The organism is Nocardioides sp. NPDC051685 (assembly GCF_044453405.1).
In the GTDB taxonomy this organism is placed as follows: Bacteria; Actinomycetota; Actinomycetes; order Propionibacteriales; family Nocardioidaceae; genus Nocardioides.
Genome location: NZ_JBITCR010000004.1, coordinates 71,569 through 87,929 on the forward strand (window position 1 = coordinate 71,569; position 16,361 = coordinate 87,929).

Genomic DNA, 16,361 nt, shown 5'->3' on the forward strand with positions numbered 1-16,361 from the left:
ACTGGATGCGACAGGTCTCAATGAGGGCGGCCGCGGCGATCGGGACAGTGCTCGTGGTGACCCTGGCAGCCTGTGCGGGCGAGCCGTCGAAGCCGGCTTCCCCGAGCGGCAGTCCCAGCGCCAGCGGGCCCGCGAAGAGCGAGAGCCCCGTCGCCGATCCCTCGCACGCCGTGGAGATGCCCGGCAAGCGCGAGGGCACGCTGCACTCCACCGACCTGCTGATCCTCTCCGAGGACACCCTCTCGTCCGGCGACGTCAAGAAGATCCGTGGGCTCGACGGCGTCTCCGGCGTCGAGCAGATCTCGATGGCCCAGGTCAGCGTCGAGGGACGGCTGGTGAAGGTCGTCGCCGTCGACCCGTCCACCTACCGCAACTTCGCCCCCTTCCAGAGCGCCGACTCCGACGAGGTCTGGCAGCGCGTGGCCGGAGGCGAGATGGCGATCGACCCCGAGCGCCAGGACGAGCTGCCGGCCGACAAGGACGGCTTCGTACGCCTCGGCTCCAAGAAGGACGCGACCTCCGTCCACGTCGGTGCCTACGCTCCCCAGCCGCCGGGTCTCACCGCTGCCGTCGTGAACGACAAGTGGGGCGAGGAGATGGGCATGGAGAAGGGCAACGCGCTCATCGTCTCCACCGCGGCCGTCGCCCCCAACCGGGTCGTGGCGCCGATCCAGAAGGTCGTCGGCTCGGACGCCTCGGTCCAGCGCCTCGACGTCGTCGCCCGCGCGGGCCTCGACCCCAACGCTCCCCAGAAGGCGTACGTCGTCGGCACCGTCGCCGAGGCCGTCGGCAACTACACCTACCGGGCCAACGGCGACGGCACCATCACCCCCGCCTCCAGCTGGGTGAGCTCTCACATCGTGACCGCCCAGGTGCCGATCCTCGGCTCGGTGACCTGCAACAAGGTGATGATCCCGCAGTTGCGCGCGGCGCTGCAGGAGGTCGTCGACCGCGGGCTGTCCAAGAAGATCATCCCGTCGCAGTACGCGGGGTGCTACTACCCCCGCTTCATCGCCAACACCACCCAGCTCTCCAACCACGCCTTCGGCACCGCCGTCGACCTCAACACCGCCGGCAACCAGCGCGGCACGGTCGGCGAGATGGACCGCACCGTCGTCGCCATCTTCGAGCGCTGGGGCTTCACCTGGGGCGGCAACTGGAGATGGACCGACCCCATGCACTTCGAGATGAACCGCATCGTCAAACCGGGCTGATCCGGGGTTGTTGCCCACGCGCTTGGGGGCCCGCATCTACGCTGGGGGGCGTGACAATCCTTGATGACGCCCGCCCGGGCATGGACGACAGCATCCGCCCGCAGGACGACCTGTTCGGGTTCGTCAACGGAACCTGGCTCCGGGAGGTCGAGATTCCCTCCGACCGGTCCAGCTGGGGGCCGTTCGTGATGCTTGCCGACCAGGCCGAGAAGGACGTGCGCGCGATCATCGAGGAGCTCGCGGCCTCCGGTGGCGAGCCGGGCAGCGACGCCCAGAAGATCGGTGACCTCTTCGCGAGCTTCATGGACGAGGCCGGGGTGGCCGAGCGTGGCGTACGGCCTCTGGATGGTCTCCGCGCCGCCGTGGACGGGCTCCGCGATGCGGACGACCTGGCGGCGTTCCTGGGCGAGGTCGAGCGGATCGGCGGGCACGGGCTGTTCGGGTCCTACGTCGACAACGACGACAAGCAGTCCGACCGCTACATCTTCAACCTGCTCCAGGGTGGCCTCGGGCTGCCCGACAAGGACTACTACTTCGACGAGAAGTTCGCCGAGGTGCTCGCGAAGTACGCCGACTACCTCGAGCGGCTCTACACGCTCGCCGAGCACCCCGACCCGCGTGCGGCCGCCGAGACGATCATCCGGATCGACACCCGCCTGGCCGAGGGCCACTGGGCCCGCGAGGAGACCCGCGACAAGCAGAAGACCTACAACCTGCTGACCCTCGCCGAGCTGCGTGAGCTGGCCCCCAACTTCAACTGGGATGCGTACGTCCGCAACCTCTCCGGCTCGAAGCTGACCACCGAGGCGGTGCTCGGTGAGGTGGTCGTGCGGCAGCCGTCCTACTTCGCCCACCTCGCCACCGTGCTCGGCGAGGTCGACATCGACGACTGGAAGCTGTGGCTCTACTTCCACGTGCTGCGCTGGGCGGCGCCCTACCTGACCGACGACTTCGTCGAGACCAACTTCGACTTCTACGGACGCACCCTCAACGGCACCCCTGAGCTGCGGGAACGCTGGAAGCGCGGGGTCGCGCTGGTCGAGGGCGCGATCGGGGAGGCGGTCGGCAAGGAGTACGCCGCGCGGCACTTCCCGCCCGAGGCGAAGGCTCAGATGGACGAGCTCGTCCACAACCTCCTGGAGGCCTACCGCAAGTCGATCTCCGAGCTCGACTGGATGGGCGAGGAGACCAAGGAGAAGGCCTACGAGAAGCTCGACAAGTTCACGCCGAAGATCGGCTACCCGTCGAAGTGGCGTGACTACTCGGCGCTGACCATCTCCAAGGACGACCTGATCGGCAACGTCTCGGCGGCCTCGGTCTTCGAGACCGACCGGCAGCTCGGCAAGCTCGGTGGGCCGGTGGACCGCGACGAGTGGTTCATGCTCCCGCAGACCGTCAACGCCTACTACAACCCCGGCACCAACGAGATCTGCTTCCCCGCCGGCATCCTGCAGCGTCCCTTCTTCGACAAGGACGCCCATCCGGCGGAGAACTACGGCGGCATCGGCGCCGTGATCGGCCACGAGGTCGGCCACGGCTTCGACGACCAGGGCGCGCAGTTCGACGGCGACGGCAACATGCAGGACTGGTGGTCGCCGGAGGACAAGGCGGCCTTCGAGGTGAAGACCAAGGCGCTGATCGAGCAGTACTCCAAGCTCTCCCCGCGGGACCTGCCGGGTGAGTTCGTCAACGGCGCGCTGACCGTCGGCGAGAACATCGGCGACCTGGGTGGCCTGACGATCGCGCACACCGCCTACATGCTCGCGACCGGTGGCTCCGCCGGCGTCGGCGACCGGCAGCGGCTCTTCCTCAACTGGGCCTACGTGTGGCGTACGGTGCGCCGCAAGGAGCAGGCGCAGCAATACCTCACGATCGACCCGCACAGCCCGCCGGAGTTCCGTGCCAACATCGCGCGGAACCTGGACGAGTTCCACGAGGTCTTCGGCACCGCTCCGGGCGACGGTCTGTGGCTCGATCCGGAGGAGCGCGTGCGGATCTGGTGACCCCTGGGGGTAGGGGTATTGGTTAATATTCGATAACAACGTAAAGGGCTTGCGCGGGGAGGCATCTTCACAAATCCGCATTGCAGGAAATTGTTTCTTCGCGGTATCGATTCGGGTGCAAGGATTCCGTTCATCCTGGTCCCCACAATCGAGGAGAACCCCACGATGCGTATTGCTCGAGTAGCGGGAGCGGCCACCGCCGCCGCTGTTGCAGGAACTGCCTTCATCGCCTCCTTCGGGAGCCCCGCCGGCGCCACCCCCGCCGAATCCGCCTCCACCCTCACGCCAGAGTCGCTGGCCGCCCAGAAGATCGTCGACGACGAGTCGATCGCCGACAAGGCCATCAGCGCGCTGACCGGCAAGCCGTCGACCTGGAAGGTCGGAACGGGCCAGGAGCTCGAGCCCGTGGTGACCCTGAAGGACGCCAACGGTGCCACCCACGTGCGGATGAACCGGACGTACCAGGGCCTCGAGGTCGTCGGCGGCGACCTGGTCGCCCACCAGACCAAGGCCGGCGCCCTGACCTCCGTCTCCCAGGGGCTGACCGAGGTGCTCGACCTCTCGGTGAAGCCGACCCTCACCGAGACCGCGGCCACGAAGGCCGCGCTGACCCTCGACGCCGTCACCAAGGCGATCACCGGCCTCGAGGCCGACAAGAAGCACGCGCCCGAGCTCGTCGTCGACGCGGTCGAGGGCACCCCGACGCTGGCGTGGCGGGTGACCACCAAGGGCAAGCAGGCCGACGGCACCCCCTCCCGCCTCGCGACCTACGTCGACGCTGGCACCGGCAAGGTGCTGCGCCGCATCGAGGGCATCGAGACCGCAGACGGCTCCGGCCAGACGCTGTACTCCGGCACCGTGCCGCTGCAGGTCACCCAAAGCGGCTCGACCTACCAGCTCAAAGACTCCACCCGCGGTGGGACGTACACCACCGACATGAACAACGCGACCGACAGCACCCTGTGCCAGCTGCTCGGTTGGGGCTGCTCGACGGGCACCCTGGTGACCTCGTCGACGACCACGTTCGGCAACGGGGTCAACTCCAACCGGGCGTCCGCGGCGGCCGACGCCCAGTACGGCACCAACGTCACCTGGGACTACTACAAGAACGTCCACGGCCGCAACGGGATCTTCGGCAACGGCTCGGGCTCCTACAACCGCGTCCACTACGGGTCGAACTACGTGAACGCGTTCTGGGACGGCACCAAGATGACCTACGGCGACGGTGACGGCACCACGTACGGCCCGCTGACCTCGCTCGACGTGGCCGGTCACGAGATGTCGCACGGTGTCACCGAGAACACCGCCGGCCTGGAGTACTCCGGCGAGTCCGGCGGGCTCAACGAGGCCACCTCGGACATCTTCGGCACGATGGTGGAGTTCTACGCGAACAACTCCAACGATGCCGGCGACTACCTGATCGGTGAGCGCTTCTTCCTCAAGGGAAACAACACCCAGGGGCTGCGCCGGATGGATGACCCGGACTCCGACGGGTCCTCGGTCAACTGCTGGTCGTCGTCGGTCGGCAACCTCGACGTGCACTACTCGTCCGGCGTCGGCAACCACTTCTACTACCTGCTGGCTGAGGGCTCCGGCGCGAAGACGATCGGTGGCGTCGCGCACAACAGCCCGACCTGCAACAACTCGACGGTCGTCGGCATCGGCAGGACGAAGGCGGAGAAGATCTGGTTCCGCGCGCTGACGACCTACTTCACGTCCACGACCAACTACGCCTCTGCTCGCACCGGCACGATCTCGGCTGCGACCGACCTCTACGGCGCCTCCAGCGCCGAGGTCGCCGCGGTCAAGGCCGCGTGGTCCGCGGTCTCGGTGAACTGACCAGATCGCACCTTCATCGATCGCGTTCGACGGCGTCGTGCTTCGAAAGACGGCGCCGTCGTCCGCTTTCGGTAACTAAAGTACGAATTCGGGCGTGTGGTTATGCCGGTGCGTCGATAGGACGCATACTGGAGATGCCGGGCCGGTTCTGCGGGTCCCCGTGGGGGAGGACCAACAGCGCCGGCTCGGCGTTCGTGTCGGTGGCGGCTGATAGACATGGACGCCATGAGCGACGTACGTTCCCGTGCCGAGGCGCATCTGCGCTCCCTCGTCGGCCGCGATGATGCCACCCTGCGCGAGGACCAGTGGTCGGCGATCTCGGCTCTTGCCGTCGAACGTCGCCGGGCGCTGGTCGTGCAGAAGACCGGGTGGGGGAAGTCGGCGGTCTACTTCGTGGCGACGCTGCTGCTCCGGGAGGCCGGGCTCGGGCCGACCGTGATCGTCTCCCCGCTGCTCGCGCTGATGCGCAACCAGATCGCGGCGGCGCAGCGGGCCGGGATCCGGGCGGTGACGATCAACTCGACCAACCCCGAGGACTGGGTCGCGATCGAGGAGGCCATCCACGCGGGCGAGGTGGACGTCCTGCTGGTCTCCCCCGAGCGGCTCAACAACCCGAAGTTCCGCGACGCGGTGCTGCCGCGGCTGGCGGCCGAGTGCGGCCTGCTGGTGGTCGACGAGGCCCACTGCATCTCCGACTGGGGGCACGACTTCCGGCCCGACTACCGCCGGATCCGTACGCTGCTGGCCGATCTCCCGGCCGGGATCCCGGTGCTCGCGACGACCGCGACCGCCAACTCCCGGGTGACGGCGGACGTCGCCGAGCAGATGGGTTCGGGGGTTCTCGTGCTTCGAGGATCGTTGGACCGGGAGTCGCTGCGGCTCGGGGTGGTCACGTTGAAGACTCCCGAGCAGCGGTTGGCCTGGCTCTCCGACCACCTCTCCGAGCAGCCCGGATCGGGCATCGTCTACTGCCTGACCGTGGCCGCGACCGAGGAGATCGCCGACTATCTGCGCTCTCGCGGTCATGACGTGGCCGCCTATTCGGGGCGCACCGAGGCGGCCGAGCGAGCCGACCTGGAGGAGTCGCTGGCAGCAGGGAAGATCAAGGCGCTGGTGGCGACCTCGGCGCTCGGGATGGGCTTCGACGCGACGCTCGGCTTCGTGGTCAACATGGGCGCGCCCTCCTCACCGGTCTCCTACTACCAGCAGGTCGGCCGCGCCGGCCGTGGCACCTCCGACGCCTCCGTCGTGCTGCTCCCCGGCGTCGAGGACCGCGACATCTGGGCCTACTTCGCCTCGCTGGCCTTCCCGCGCGAGGAGCAGGTGCGCCAGACCCTCGGGGTCCTGTCGGAGGCGGGGCGGGCGTTGTCGACGCAGGCGCTGGAGACGTACGTCGATCTGTCGCGGTCACGCCTGGAGCAGATGCTCAAGGTGCTCGACGTCGACGGCGCCGCGCGCAGGGTCGGCGGTGGCTGGGAGGCGACCGGGGTCCCGTGGGACTACGACGCGGAGCGGTATGCGCGGGTTGCCGAGGCCCGGCGCCGCGAGCAGGACGCGATGCTCGCCTACATCTCGACCGACCAGTGCCGGATGCGGTTCCTCCGCGAGCAGCTCGACGATCCTGGTGCCGTCGACTGCGGCCGGTGCGACAACTGCGGCGGCTTCGCTGTGATCTCGTCGGTCTCCGAGGGTGCGGTCGAGGAGGCCTCGGCGCGCCTGTCCCGCCCCGGAGTGGTCGTGGAGCCGAAGAAGATGTGGCCCACCGGCCTCGACCGGCTCGGCATCGCGCTCAAGGGCAAGATCAAGGAGGGCCCGCTCGAGGGTCGCGCGGTCGCGCGGCTGACCGACCTCGGCTACGGCCAGGCACTGCGCGATCTCTTCCGTGAGCCCGCCCAGGACGGCCCGGTCCCCGTGCCGCTGGTGAAGGCGGTGGTCGAGGTCCTGGGTGACTGGCGCCCCGCGGTGGGCGGCATCGTCTATGTCGAGTCGTCGACCCGTCCCACGCTGACCCGCGACTTCGCCGAAGGCCTCTCGCGCTATCTCCGCGTCCCCGTCCTCGGCTCCTGGGCCATCGTCGACCCCGACGTCGGCCCCGGCCAGGGCGCCTCCAACTCAGCCCAGCGCGTCGCCGCCGTCGGCCGCCGCTTCTCTCTGCACGCCGACGTTCCCCCTGGCGCCGACGTACTCCTCATCGACGACCGCATCGCGACCGGCTGGACCGTCACCCTCGCCGCCCGCGCCCTCCTCGACGCCGGCGCCGGCTCGGTGAGCCCGTTGGTGCTGGCGACCACGACGTAGGGCGCTGGTCTGTTCCTTCGTCAAGGTATGCAGGCCACAGGCCACATCCCTAGCGGACCTCCGCGTGGGATGTGTTCCCTCGCCTGCATACCTTGACGAAGGAACGCCCCCTCAGATCGCGGGCCTGACGATGCCGTGGTCGTACGCGAAGACGATGGCGGCGGCGCGGTCGCGCAGGTCGAGCTTGGCGAAGATCCGGCCGATGTGGGACTTGACGGTGAGCTCGGAGATGACGAGGCGCTCGGCGATCTCGGAGTTGGTCCAGCCCGAGGCGAGGCCGCGGAGGACCTCGAGCTCACGGTCGGTGAGCTCGGAGACCTCGACGGCGTCCGATGCCGACGGTGCGACCGCGGAGCGGTAGGTGGCCAGGACCCGGCCGGTGATGGCGGGGTCGAGCCAGGCGTCGCCAAGGGCCACGGAGCGTACGGCCATGACCAGCTCCTCGGCGGGCGAGTCCTTGAGGATGAAGCCGGCGGCGCCGGCACGGAGGGCGCCGGAGACGAGCTCGTCCTCGTCGAACGTGGTCAGCACCAGCACCGGCGGCGCCGACGGCAGCGCCCGCACCAGACCGGTGGCGGTGATCCCGTCGACCTGCCGCATCCGGAGATCCATGACCACGACATCGGCCGGATTGGCCTCGAGAGCCGCGACCACCTCCGAGCCGTCGCCGCACTCGGCGACGATCTCCAGCCCGTCACGCCGCCGCAGGATGCGGCGCAGGCCGCTGCGTACGAGCTCCTGGTCGTCGACCACGATCACCCGGATCGGGGAGGAGCCGTTGACCGGGGTCATGCGAGGGCCCTGCGTACGAGACAGTGCGATGGGATCACCAGGTCAACCTTCCACATCGACTCCTCGGCCCCGGCCGACAACCGGCCGCGGAGCTGCTCGGCGCGGGTGGCCATGCCGGCCAACCCGGACCCCTCGCCGACCCCGCGCCGGGTGCCGACGAGCGGATTCTGCACGGAGAGGCGTACGCCGTCCGCGACCGCCAACGAGACCGAGACCGGCGCGCCGGGAGCATGCCGGATCGCGTTGGCGAGCGACTCCTGCAGGATCCGGTAGATGCCCAGCCCGACGCCGGCGTCGATGCGGGAGAGGTCTCCGGAGGAGGAGAACGTGATCGCCTGCCCCGCGCTGCGACCCTCCTCCACGAGCCGGACCACGTCCGCGGCGCCGGGGAGCGGCGCAGTGCCGGCGCCGGAGGTCGACAGCACCCCGATCGTACGCCGGATCTCGGCCATCGCCCGGCGCCCGACGGCCTCGGCCTCGGTGAGCGCGGAGACCGCCTCGTCCGGGTCGTCCCCCTCGGCGACGGAGCGTCGCGCCGCGGTCAGGTGCAGCAGGGTGATCGAGAGCGAGTGCCCCACCAGGTCGTGGATCTCGCGGGCGATCCGGGTGCGCTCGGCCTCGGTGGCACGGGAGTGCTCCTGCTCGCGGGCCTGGCGCTCTGCGCGCAACGTCCGCATCTGAGCGAGGATCAACAGCCCGAGGATCCAGCCGACGACGAGCAGCAGGAAATGGATCCCGATGCCGCTGGGTGTGTCCGCAGCGAAGACCACCATCGTGACGGCGGAGGCGACCGCGTAGAGGCTCCCGGTCCGGAGGCCCTCGCGGACGACCATCTCGAGGGTGAGTGGGACCAGCACCGCCGGCGCGAAGTCGTGCTGATGCCAGAACGCCGTGGCCGGCTGCGACATCAGCCAGGCCGACCCGGCGAGGGTGGGCAGGAGATCGACCGCCCACATGTGGTGCTTGAGCCACTCGCCGGTGTTCGGGATGAAGAAGATGCTCAGCGACGGCACGACGACGACCAGGCCCGCGACGACCATCTCACCTGCTGCCCCGCGCTGCAGGATCGCCACGGTGACCATGGCGACCAGGCCGGCGGCCGAGAGCAGCGGCGCCCACCACGGGATGTCGAGGCCCTTGCTGCGGCAGCGGCGTTCCAGGAAATCACGCGCCTCGCGAGCTCGGTCCTGGACACTCATGCCGTCCAGTCTAGGAACGGAGGATACGGGTCGCATCCGACCGTGGCAGGCGGCCGTGCTCCTACCACGGTAGGAATCCAGGTGCCTGCCCTCGTCCGATGCGCGGCGGCGTCGCCGATCCGTAGCGTCGAACCCACACCAACGACGGAGAAGGTGAGGACCATGACGTGGACGCAGACCCATGAGCGTTACCGGCTGCTGAACGAGGCAGAGGCGGAGCTGCGCGCCGGCTTCGCGCGGCGACTGCCCTGGTCGCCGGCCCACGCCGACGCCTTCGGGACCCCGGAGCGTCTGGCCCAGGCGCTGCGTCACCGGTGGCGGATTCGCTTCCAGGCACAGCTCGACCCGACGCTGTCGCAGGATGACTACGAGGCGACCTTCGCCGACCTGCTGGCCGACCTGGCACCGCTGATGGGCCGGATCGGCACCCACGAGTTCCGCGAGGAGCTGGCCGATGCCTCGGCTTGACGTGCCCCGGTCGTACGCCCGCTGGGCTCTCTCCCAGGGCCTCAACCGCGCGGTCCTGAGCTACGCGTCGAGGCGGGGCGACCCGCTCGCCGAGCTGATGTGGTCACACGACATGCCGGACTACGCCCGGCTGCGAGCGCGCGGCCCGATCCACACGAACCCGTTCATGGCCGGCACCGTCTCCTACGCCGCCGCCAACGAGATCCTGCGCAGCAGCGACTTCGGCGTCGGCGACGGCCAGGGCGAGCTGCCGGTGCCGCTGCGGTGGCTGCTCGGCAAGGTGAGTGCGCCCAACGCCCTGGGCCCGGTCGACCCGCCGTCGATGCTCGCCGTCGACCCGCCGCTGCACACCCGCTACCGCAAGCACGTCTCGAAGGCGTTCACCGCCCGCCGGATCAGCTCGATGGCCGAGATGGTCACCGCGGTCGCCGGCGACCTGCTCGATGAGATCGACCCGCGCGAGGGGCAGGTCGACATCATCGAGAGGTACGCCGCGAAGCTCCCGATCGCCGTCATCGCCGAGCTGTTGGGGGTGCCTGACGCGGAACGGGCAGACATCCTGCGCTGGGGCGACCAGGCTGCCGCGATCCTCGATCCGGGCCTCTCCTGGCGGGACTACTCCCGGGTCGAGGCCGCGATGAGGTCCCTGCACCACTGGTTCGAGGACCACGTACGTCGCCTCCGCTCCGACCCCGGCGACGACCTCCTCAGCGCCCTGGTGATCGCCGGCGACCTCGACGACATCGAGCTCCACGCCCTCGGGCTCCTGGTCCTGGCGGCCGGCTTCGAGACCACCGTCAACCTGCTCGGCAACGCGGTCGCCGCGTTGGACGCCCACCCGGACCAGCGGTCGCTTCTGCTTGCGGACCCGTCGCAGGTCGACGGCGTCATCGAGGAGACCCTTCGCTGGGACCCGCCTGTCATGGCCACCGTTCGCCAGGCCTACGCGGACACCCGTGTCGCCGGCGTGGACGTTGCTCGTGGAACTGCCGTCGCCGTGCTCCTCGGCGGCGCCAACCGCGACCTGTCGGTGTTCGAGGACCCCGACACGTACGACATCACCCGGCCCAACGCCGACCAGCACCTCTCCTTCTCCGCAGGCGCCCACTTCTGCCTCGGCGCCAGCCTCGCCCGCCTCGAAGCTCGCGTAGGCCTCCGCATGCTGTTCGAGCGCTTCCCCAACCTGCACGTCACAGGCGAACCCGTACGCCGCCCCACCCGCATCCTCCGCGGCTACGCATCCCTCCCCGTCGCCCTGTGAGCCGTGGTGTACTACTTCTACTGAGGCACCCGCCGGGGGTGCGATCGGAAGCCTCGGGAGGGCAGACAATGGGTGACGACGGTCAGGTCAGCGTCGACGCAATGCGGCTTGATGCAGCACGGCAGGATCTCAACGATCGACGCGAACGCGTGTTGGAGGCCCGGAAGCAGCTCGCTGACCCGGTTGGCGGCATGTTCGGTGGTTCCGCGCGAGGCGAGTGGCTGGGAGCTGTGGTCCGGAAGGGGCACCAGAACATCGACAGTTCCCTCGGGGACACCGCCAAGGGTCTCCATGAGACCAGCGAAGCGATCCACGAAGCCATGGTCGCGATCGAAGGTGCTGACGTCGACGCTGCGGTCAATGCCCAGAAGTTCGCCAATGCCCTCGCGCTGATGAGCAACCCATTGGTCATCTTCAACAAGAACCAAGGCCCCGGTAAGTACCTCGCGATCTGACTCTGCCGACGGAGTCAGAGCAGTTGGAACGTCGGCAGCACCTTGGCGATCAGGGTGTCCGCTTCCTTCCGGTCGAGGCTGGTCTTGGACAAGTCCCAGTTGATCTCGATGAGCGTTTCGCCGTCCTTGGTGCCGTAGCTGTCGTTCCAGGTGTGACCGGTTTCGTACTGGAAGTGGTAGAACACTGATCCGTCGACGGTGACGTCGGGGAGGCGCTTGAGGTTCTCGGCGCCGTCATCGACGAGTATGTCCTTCTCGTACTCGGCGGCCTTCTCCAGATCTCCCGGTCCGAGGGGGCCCGATAGGAACGTGCCGAATCCAGCGGACGAGCCGAGGTCATCTTTCGGGGCGACAAGGGACACGGTCCACTTCCCCGCCTGCTCGGTCGTCCAATCCGGCGGGATCTGGACCTGAGCATCTTCGATCGCTGCGACCTTCCAATCCGCAGGAGCTGACGACTCAGTGGGTGAGGCCGAGGGTGTGGCCTTCGGGTCGGCGGTTTCGGGGGGATTGCCGCTGCTGCCTGATGATGCGCAGCCTGCACCGGCGAGAGCAACGGACAGGATCAATGCGGCCATGGCGCTCGCCCGGGACATCGTCATGGGGCAGACTCTAGAACAGACCACCGTGCAGGCGGGGTGCGATGCCCAGCCAGTCGCACAACATGCATCTTGGGATCGAGCGGTCCCGCAACCAAGCCCTCGGGAGGGACAATGGCAGTCAAGGGTCAGTGGATGCTTCGGCTAAGCGACTACGTGCGGGGTGGAGACATCGCTGCTATCGAAGCGATGCTCAGAAGCTGGGAGGGAGCCCGAGACAACTTCAACGGCGCCGGCAAGACGATGCTTGACAACGCTGGACGTGTCGAAGACGGCTTCTCGGAGACCTCGTTGTCCGGCCAGGCGGCTCGGCGTGACATGGAGACTTCGGGCAAAGAGACCAACAAGAAGCGCGATGTGCTCAAGGATGCGATCGACGCGCTGTGGATCGTCCACGCCAAGTTGTACGAGGCGATGGAGGCGCACAAGCGGCTCGAGGCGACGTTGCCTGCTTCTCACAACCCAGTCCCGCCGGAATCGTCCTTCAACACGAAGCCGGGTGGCGGCACATCGGCCGCCGAAGCGACGGCGAATCAGCAGAAGTATGCGGACGCTAAGCGGGACTACGCCGAGGCTGAGGCGGCCATTGCCGATGCCGAGCGCGAAGCAGCGCAGCGGGTTCAGGCAGTCGATGTATCTGTCGAAGAGGCCGAGCCGAAGGTACGCGCCTTGTATGACGACGGCAGCGACTCCAACGCTCTACCCCCTGGCACCTCGTCCAAGCCCGGATCGGCGAGCCAGGTCGCGGCCTCCCGTGAGCGTGTGTCGAAGTACAACTCCGGAACCCTCTACCCCGACGGCTGGGGCCACGAGCTGATCGCCCAGGAGAAGGCGAACATCGCGGCGCATGAAGCCGAGAACAAGCCGGAGTGGAACGGCACCGAGTGGATCAACGCCGACGGCACCCCTGCGCCATCGACGTCGTACGCGATGGTCGAGACCGCTGACGGCCTCGCGCCCCTCGCCGGTGGCACAGGCGGCATGTCCGCCCTCGCTATCGCCGGCGGTGGCGCCCTCCTGGGTGCCGGCGTCGCCAAGGCGATCGCCAGCCGGTTCGCGGCCGGTGCCTCCGCGAAAGCGGCGATCGCCGGAGCGACCTCCAGGGCCGCCGCTGCCAGGGCCGGCGCCACAGGTGCTCGCGCAGGAGCCGGTGCCGGAGCCCGCGGTGCTGGTGGCCGTGGCACGGGAGCCGGAGCGCGCGGCACCGGCGCTGGCGGCCGGGGAGCCGGCGGGCGCGGAGCGGGTGGCCGCGGAGCCGGTGCGGCCGGCGGTCGTGGCGCCAAGAAGCGGGACCAGAACGGCAGCCAGAACCAAGAGTGGGAAGCCGACTACACCGACGACTGGACCGAGACCGCGAGCGACGTCCTGGATCCCAACGCCTCCCGCGGCTGGACCCCCAACGAATCGCAGGACGACGGCTCCGGGAAGGGCAAGGCCTGATGGCTTTCGGGGCGTTTGGTCCGAGACACTACCTGGCGCCTCGGGCCCGTCTTTGAGATCGCCTACTGTCCATCGACTTGGATGTCGAACTTGACATCAGTGCCGTCGACCTCTGTCACCTTCACGTTCACACCGAGCTCGTCGGCTCCTGCCGTGAGCGTGCACTTCATCGTCTCGCCGACCTTGCCAGAAAGGTCACCTGGGCACTCGATCTTGTCGGGCTTCTGTCCTACCTGAGCCTCGAGTTGGTCGGAAATAGTCTTCTCGACCTTCTCCTGGGACACCGCGACGCCACCGCAGCCGGAGACGCCAAGCGCGAGGATCGCAGCGAAGATGCAGGCAGGGGCGGTGCGACGGAACATGACTGGAGCCCTTCAATCCGAGACGGTTGGCTCGCGTCACCTTACAATCGTCTTCGTTGGTTTGTCTCGGTATGGATCACTGAGTTGCGTCGTTCTCGAGAATCTCGTGCTTTGAATGTTTGAAGTTCAGAAGTCGGGGTAGAAGAGAGGTACCAACCTGATCGGAGGACGCTGTGAGCGGATACGAAGTTACCGTCGACGACTTGCGACGGACTGCAGGCAAGTACGACACGCTGAAGGGCGACCTCGGTACGTCCCGCGTCCCGGATTCGCAGCTCTCGCCGGACGTTCTCGGCCACGTCGAGTTGGCTGGCTGGCTTACCGCGGTGATGGAGCAGGTCGGGAACGCTCACGTCGCCCTCGGCGACGGCCTTGATGCGCTAGCCACGTTCTTGAAGGGCAAGGCGGCTGACTATCAGGAGGCCGACGAGCAAAGTGCCTGGCGGATGGCACCCGGGCCGTGGGGGCCAAGTCCTTTCACTCCAGGGCAAAGTTCGTCCTTCCCGTACGGGCCAGGGACGAGTCCCTCGTTACCACAACCGTTTCCCGGTTTCCCCGCGCCTGGCCCCAGCGGGCAGCCTCCTTCGTCTGGGGAGAACTAATGAGCCTCCCAGACGGCGCAGAGCTTGGTAGCACGACCGACGCGACGGATCTCATCAAGGGCGACAAATCCGCCATCGCCGAGCGGGCAGCCGTGCTCCACGAGGAGAGGAGGCGGGTGGCCGGGATCCTTCAGAGCATCGAGGGTATGGCGATCCCAACTTGGCAAGGGGGAGATGGCAAGGCGACCTACCTTCAGAACCGATCTGCCGAGATCAAGAAGTGGGAGGCGTACAGGGACCTGCTCAAGGCTTCCGGAGACAGTCTGAGTTCATATGCCGACGCGCTTGGTGTCGCACAAGGGCATGCACAGACAGCGATCGACAAGTGGAACGAGGGCGAGAAGGCCACCAGGGATGCGACTACCGCATACAACGATCAGGTCGCCTCGTACAACCAATGGATTGAGCAGCAACGATGCAATCCGTCGCAGGTCCCGTCGTTTGGGCCCGCGCAGCCGGGCCAGTTTGTTGACCCCGGGGAGAAGCTGCGCGAGGAGGCCCGCGAGGTACTCAAGGATGCTCGTGAATCACTCGACAAGGCCGGCCTCTCGTGTGTCAATGAGCTTGGGGGCCTACCTGGAGCGAAGACGGAACATGGACAGATGGGCCATGCCGAGTTTGAGGCCAAGGGACCCAAGATCAAATGGGGCGCTTGGTCCGACACGTTCGGGCAGGGGATGGGCAAGGACGATCTCCTCGGAAGGGATGGCTCGAAGAAGCCACCGTTCGAGATCAGTCTTGGGTCGGTTGAAGGGAAACTTCGCGCGTGGGGCTACGAGGGGAAGGTCGAAGACTACTGGGGTGACGTCAAGGTCAACGCCGAAGGCAAGGTAATCGTCGGTGAGGTCGCCGGAAAGGCGTCGGCGAAGATCGTCAGTGACGGGATAGAAGCCGAGGTCGCTGCGAAGGCGACTGCTGTCCGCGTCGAAGGAAAAGCTGGTGCCGAGTATGGTTACGCGGAGGTCAACGCGGAAGCATCAGCCGAGGTCGCGGCCGAGGCTAAAGGAACGGCCAGCGTTACCCTCTCGGAGGGTGCGCATGTTGGTGGCGAGGCGTTCGCGGGAGCAAAGGCCGATGCAAAGGTAAGCGGAGACGTTGCTGGCGTTGGAGGCACGGCAGGTGTCGAAGGTTGGGCGGGCGTCGGTGCGGCAGCCGATGCAGAGGTCGGCTGGGACGACGGCAAGATCACTATCGGTGGCGAGTTTGGTGTTGGCCTCGGGCTCGGCGGAAAGGTCGACTTAGACTTTACGATCGACGCCGGAGAGGTAGCCGATGCTGGTGGAGACTTGGTCGATGCGATCGGAGGGCTGTTCTGATGCTTGAGGCGTTCCCCTTTCCAGTGACATTCAGGATGCCGAACGATAAGTGGGTCCAGTCCGATCCATCCGAACTCGGACTAACAAACGCCGTATTCGCGGCCGTTCGACGCGGCTTCCACGATGGATACGCGCCTGTGCTGACTGTCTCGGGTGGGTGGCGTACCGACGCCGCGTCGTTTCAGGAGATTGCCGACGAGTCGATTGAGGTACTTGAAAATGATGCGACGGATGTAGAGCTCGTCAAGCGAACCGAAGTGGGCACATCGCATGCTCCCGCCATTGCACAGTCACTTGCTGGCACGGCGGTGTACGAAGGACGTCGATTCGACGTTCGCCGGTTCCAAGCCATCGCCGGAATCGTTGATGTCAACGACCCAATCAAGCGATTCGTCATCACCTATTCTTTAACTTGCCTCTATCGGCAGTCGGAGCAAATGAAAGACGAGTTCCAAGAGTTCATGAGAACCGTCGAGGTTCTTGCCTCATCCAGCGAGGACGAAGCAGATTGAC

General features: G+C 67.4%; 14 protein-coding genes. 10 read left to right on the plus strand and 4 right to left on the minus strand.

Annotated features, from left to right (window positions below; translation table 11 throughout):
- The first annotated feature begins 5 nt into the window (after nucleotides 1-5).
- From ACIA03_RS13160 to ACIA03_RS13175, 4 genes are all read left to right on the plus strand, one after another.
- A complete protein-coding gene (locus tag ACIA03_RS13160) occupies nucleotides 6-1,214 on the plus strand; it encodes a M15 family metallopeptidase (protein WP_396983037.1) in 1,209 nt (402 codons plus the stop codon).
- A 50-nt stretch (nucleotides 1,215-1,264) separates the two neighbouring features.
- Entirely contained in the window at nucleotides 1,265-3,217 is a 1,953-nt protein-coding gene (locus ACIA03_RS13165) for a M13 family metallopeptidase (protein WP_396983039.1), read from the plus strand.
- A gap of 165 nt (nucleotides 3,218-3,382) precedes the next feature.
- Nucleotides 3,383-5,056, plus strand: a complete 1,674-nt coding sequence (locus ACIA03_RS13170; protein WP_396983041.1) for a M4 family metallopeptidase — start codon at nucleotides 3,383-3,385, stop codon at nucleotides 5,054-5,056.
- A gap of 216 nt (nucleotides 5,057-5,272) precedes the next feature.
- A complete protein-coding gene (locus ACIA03_RS13175; RefSeq protein WP_396983043.1) occupies nucleotides 5,273-7,354 on the plus strand; it encodes a DEAD/DEAH box helicase in 2,082 nt (693 codons plus the stop codon).
- A 111-nt stretch (nucleotides 7,355-7,465) separates the two neighbouring features.
- On the opposite strand, the gene ACIA03_RS13180 is transcribed toward ACIA03_RS13175, so the two are convergent.
- Nucleotides 7,466-8,146 carry a response regulator gene (locus ACIA03_RS13180; protein WP_396983045.1) on the minus strand — a complete coding sequence of 227 codons (681 nt, stop codon included), beginning with the start codon at nucleotides 8,144-8,146 and terminating at the stop codon, nucleotides 7,466-7,468.
- Nucleotides 8,143-9,345 (minus strand): sensor histidine kinase, encoded by a 1,203-nt coding sequence (locus ACIA03_RS13185; protein ID WP_396983047.1) that lies wholly within the window; start codon nucleotides 9,343-9,345, stop codon nucleotides 8,143-8,145. Before ACIA03_RS13185 ends, ACIA03_RS13180 begins: the two co-directional genes overlap by 4 nt.
- A 162-nt stretch (nucleotides 9,346-9,507) precedes the next feature.
- Between ACIA03_RS13185 and ACIA03_RS13190 the strand changes: the two genes are divergently transcribed.
- The 3 genes from ACIA03_RS13190 to ACIA03_RS13200 all read left to right on the plus strand — a co-directional run bounded on the left by ACIA03_RS13190 (nucleotide 9,508) and on the right by ACIA03_RS13200 (nucleotide 11,529).
- Nucleotides 9,508-9,813 (plus strand): hypothetical protein, encoded by a 306-nt coding sequence (locus tag ACIA03_RS13190; RefSeq protein WP_396983049.1) that lies wholly within the window; start codon nucleotides 9,508-9,510, stop codon nucleotides 9,811-9,813.
- Entirely contained in the window at nucleotides 9,800-11,074 is a 1,275-nt protein-coding gene (locus ACIA03_RS13195; protein ID WP_396983051.1) for a cytochrome P450, read from the plus strand. Before ACIA03_RS13190 ends, ACIA03_RS13195 begins: the two co-directional genes overlap by 14 nt.
- Before the next feature lie 68 nt (nucleotides 11,075-11,142).
- On the plus strand, nucleotides 11,143-11,529 hold the full coding sequence (locus ACIA03_RS13200; protein ID WP_396983053.1) for a hypothetical protein: 387 nt from the start codon (nucleotides 11,143-11,145) through the stop codon (nucleotides 11,527-11,529).
- Nucleotides 11,530-11,543: 14 nt separating this feature from the next.
- Here the strand turns inward: ACIA03_RS13200 and ACIA03_RS13205 are convergent, their stop codons facing one another.
- Nucleotides 11,544-12,131 carry a hypothetical protein gene (locus ACIA03_RS13205; protein WP_396983055.1) on the minus strand — a complete coding sequence of 196 codons (588 nt, stop codon included), beginning with the start codon at nucleotides 12,129-12,131 and terminating at the stop codon, nucleotides 11,544-11,546.
- Nucleotides 12,132-12,317: 186 nt separating this feature from the next.
- On the opposite strand from ACIA03_RS13205, the gene ACIA03_RS13210 reads away from it, so the two are divergent.
- Nucleotides 12,318-13,568, plus strand: a complete 1,251-nt coding sequence (locus tag ACIA03_RS13210) for a hypothetical protein (RefSeq protein ID WP_396983057.1) — start codon at nucleotides 12,318-12,320, stop codon at nucleotides 13,566-13,568.
- A gap of 62 nt (nucleotides 13,569-13,630) precedes the next feature.
- Here ACIA03_RS13210 and ACIA03_RS13215 read toward each other — a convergent pair whose 3' ends face one another.
- The gene (locus ACIA03_RS13215; RefSeq protein ID WP_396983058.1) at nucleotides 13,631-13,930 is read right to left on the minus strand and encodes a DUF4333 domain-containing protein; all 300 of its coding nucleotides are present in this window, start codon (nucleotides 13,928-13,930) and stop codon (nucleotides 13,631-13,633) included.
- A 601-nt stretch (nucleotides 13,931-14,531) separates the two neighbouring features.
- Here ACIA03_RS13215 and ACIA03_RS13220 point away from each other — a divergent pair.
- Nucleotides 14,532-15,848, plus strand: a complete 1,317-nt coding sequence (locus tag ACIA03_RS13220; protein WP_396983060.1) for a putative T7SS-secreted protein — start codon at nucleotides 14,532-14,534, stop codon at nucleotides 15,846-15,848.
- Complete coding sequence (locus tag ACIA03_RS13225; protein ID WP_396983062.1) at nucleotides 15,848-16,360, plus strand: hypothetical protein; 513 nt, start codon at nucleotides 15,848-15,850, stop codon at nucleotides 16,358-16,360. Before ACIA03_RS13220 ends, ACIA03_RS13225 begins: the two co-directional genes overlap by 1 nt.
- Nucleotide 16,361: the final 1 nt, after the last annotated feature.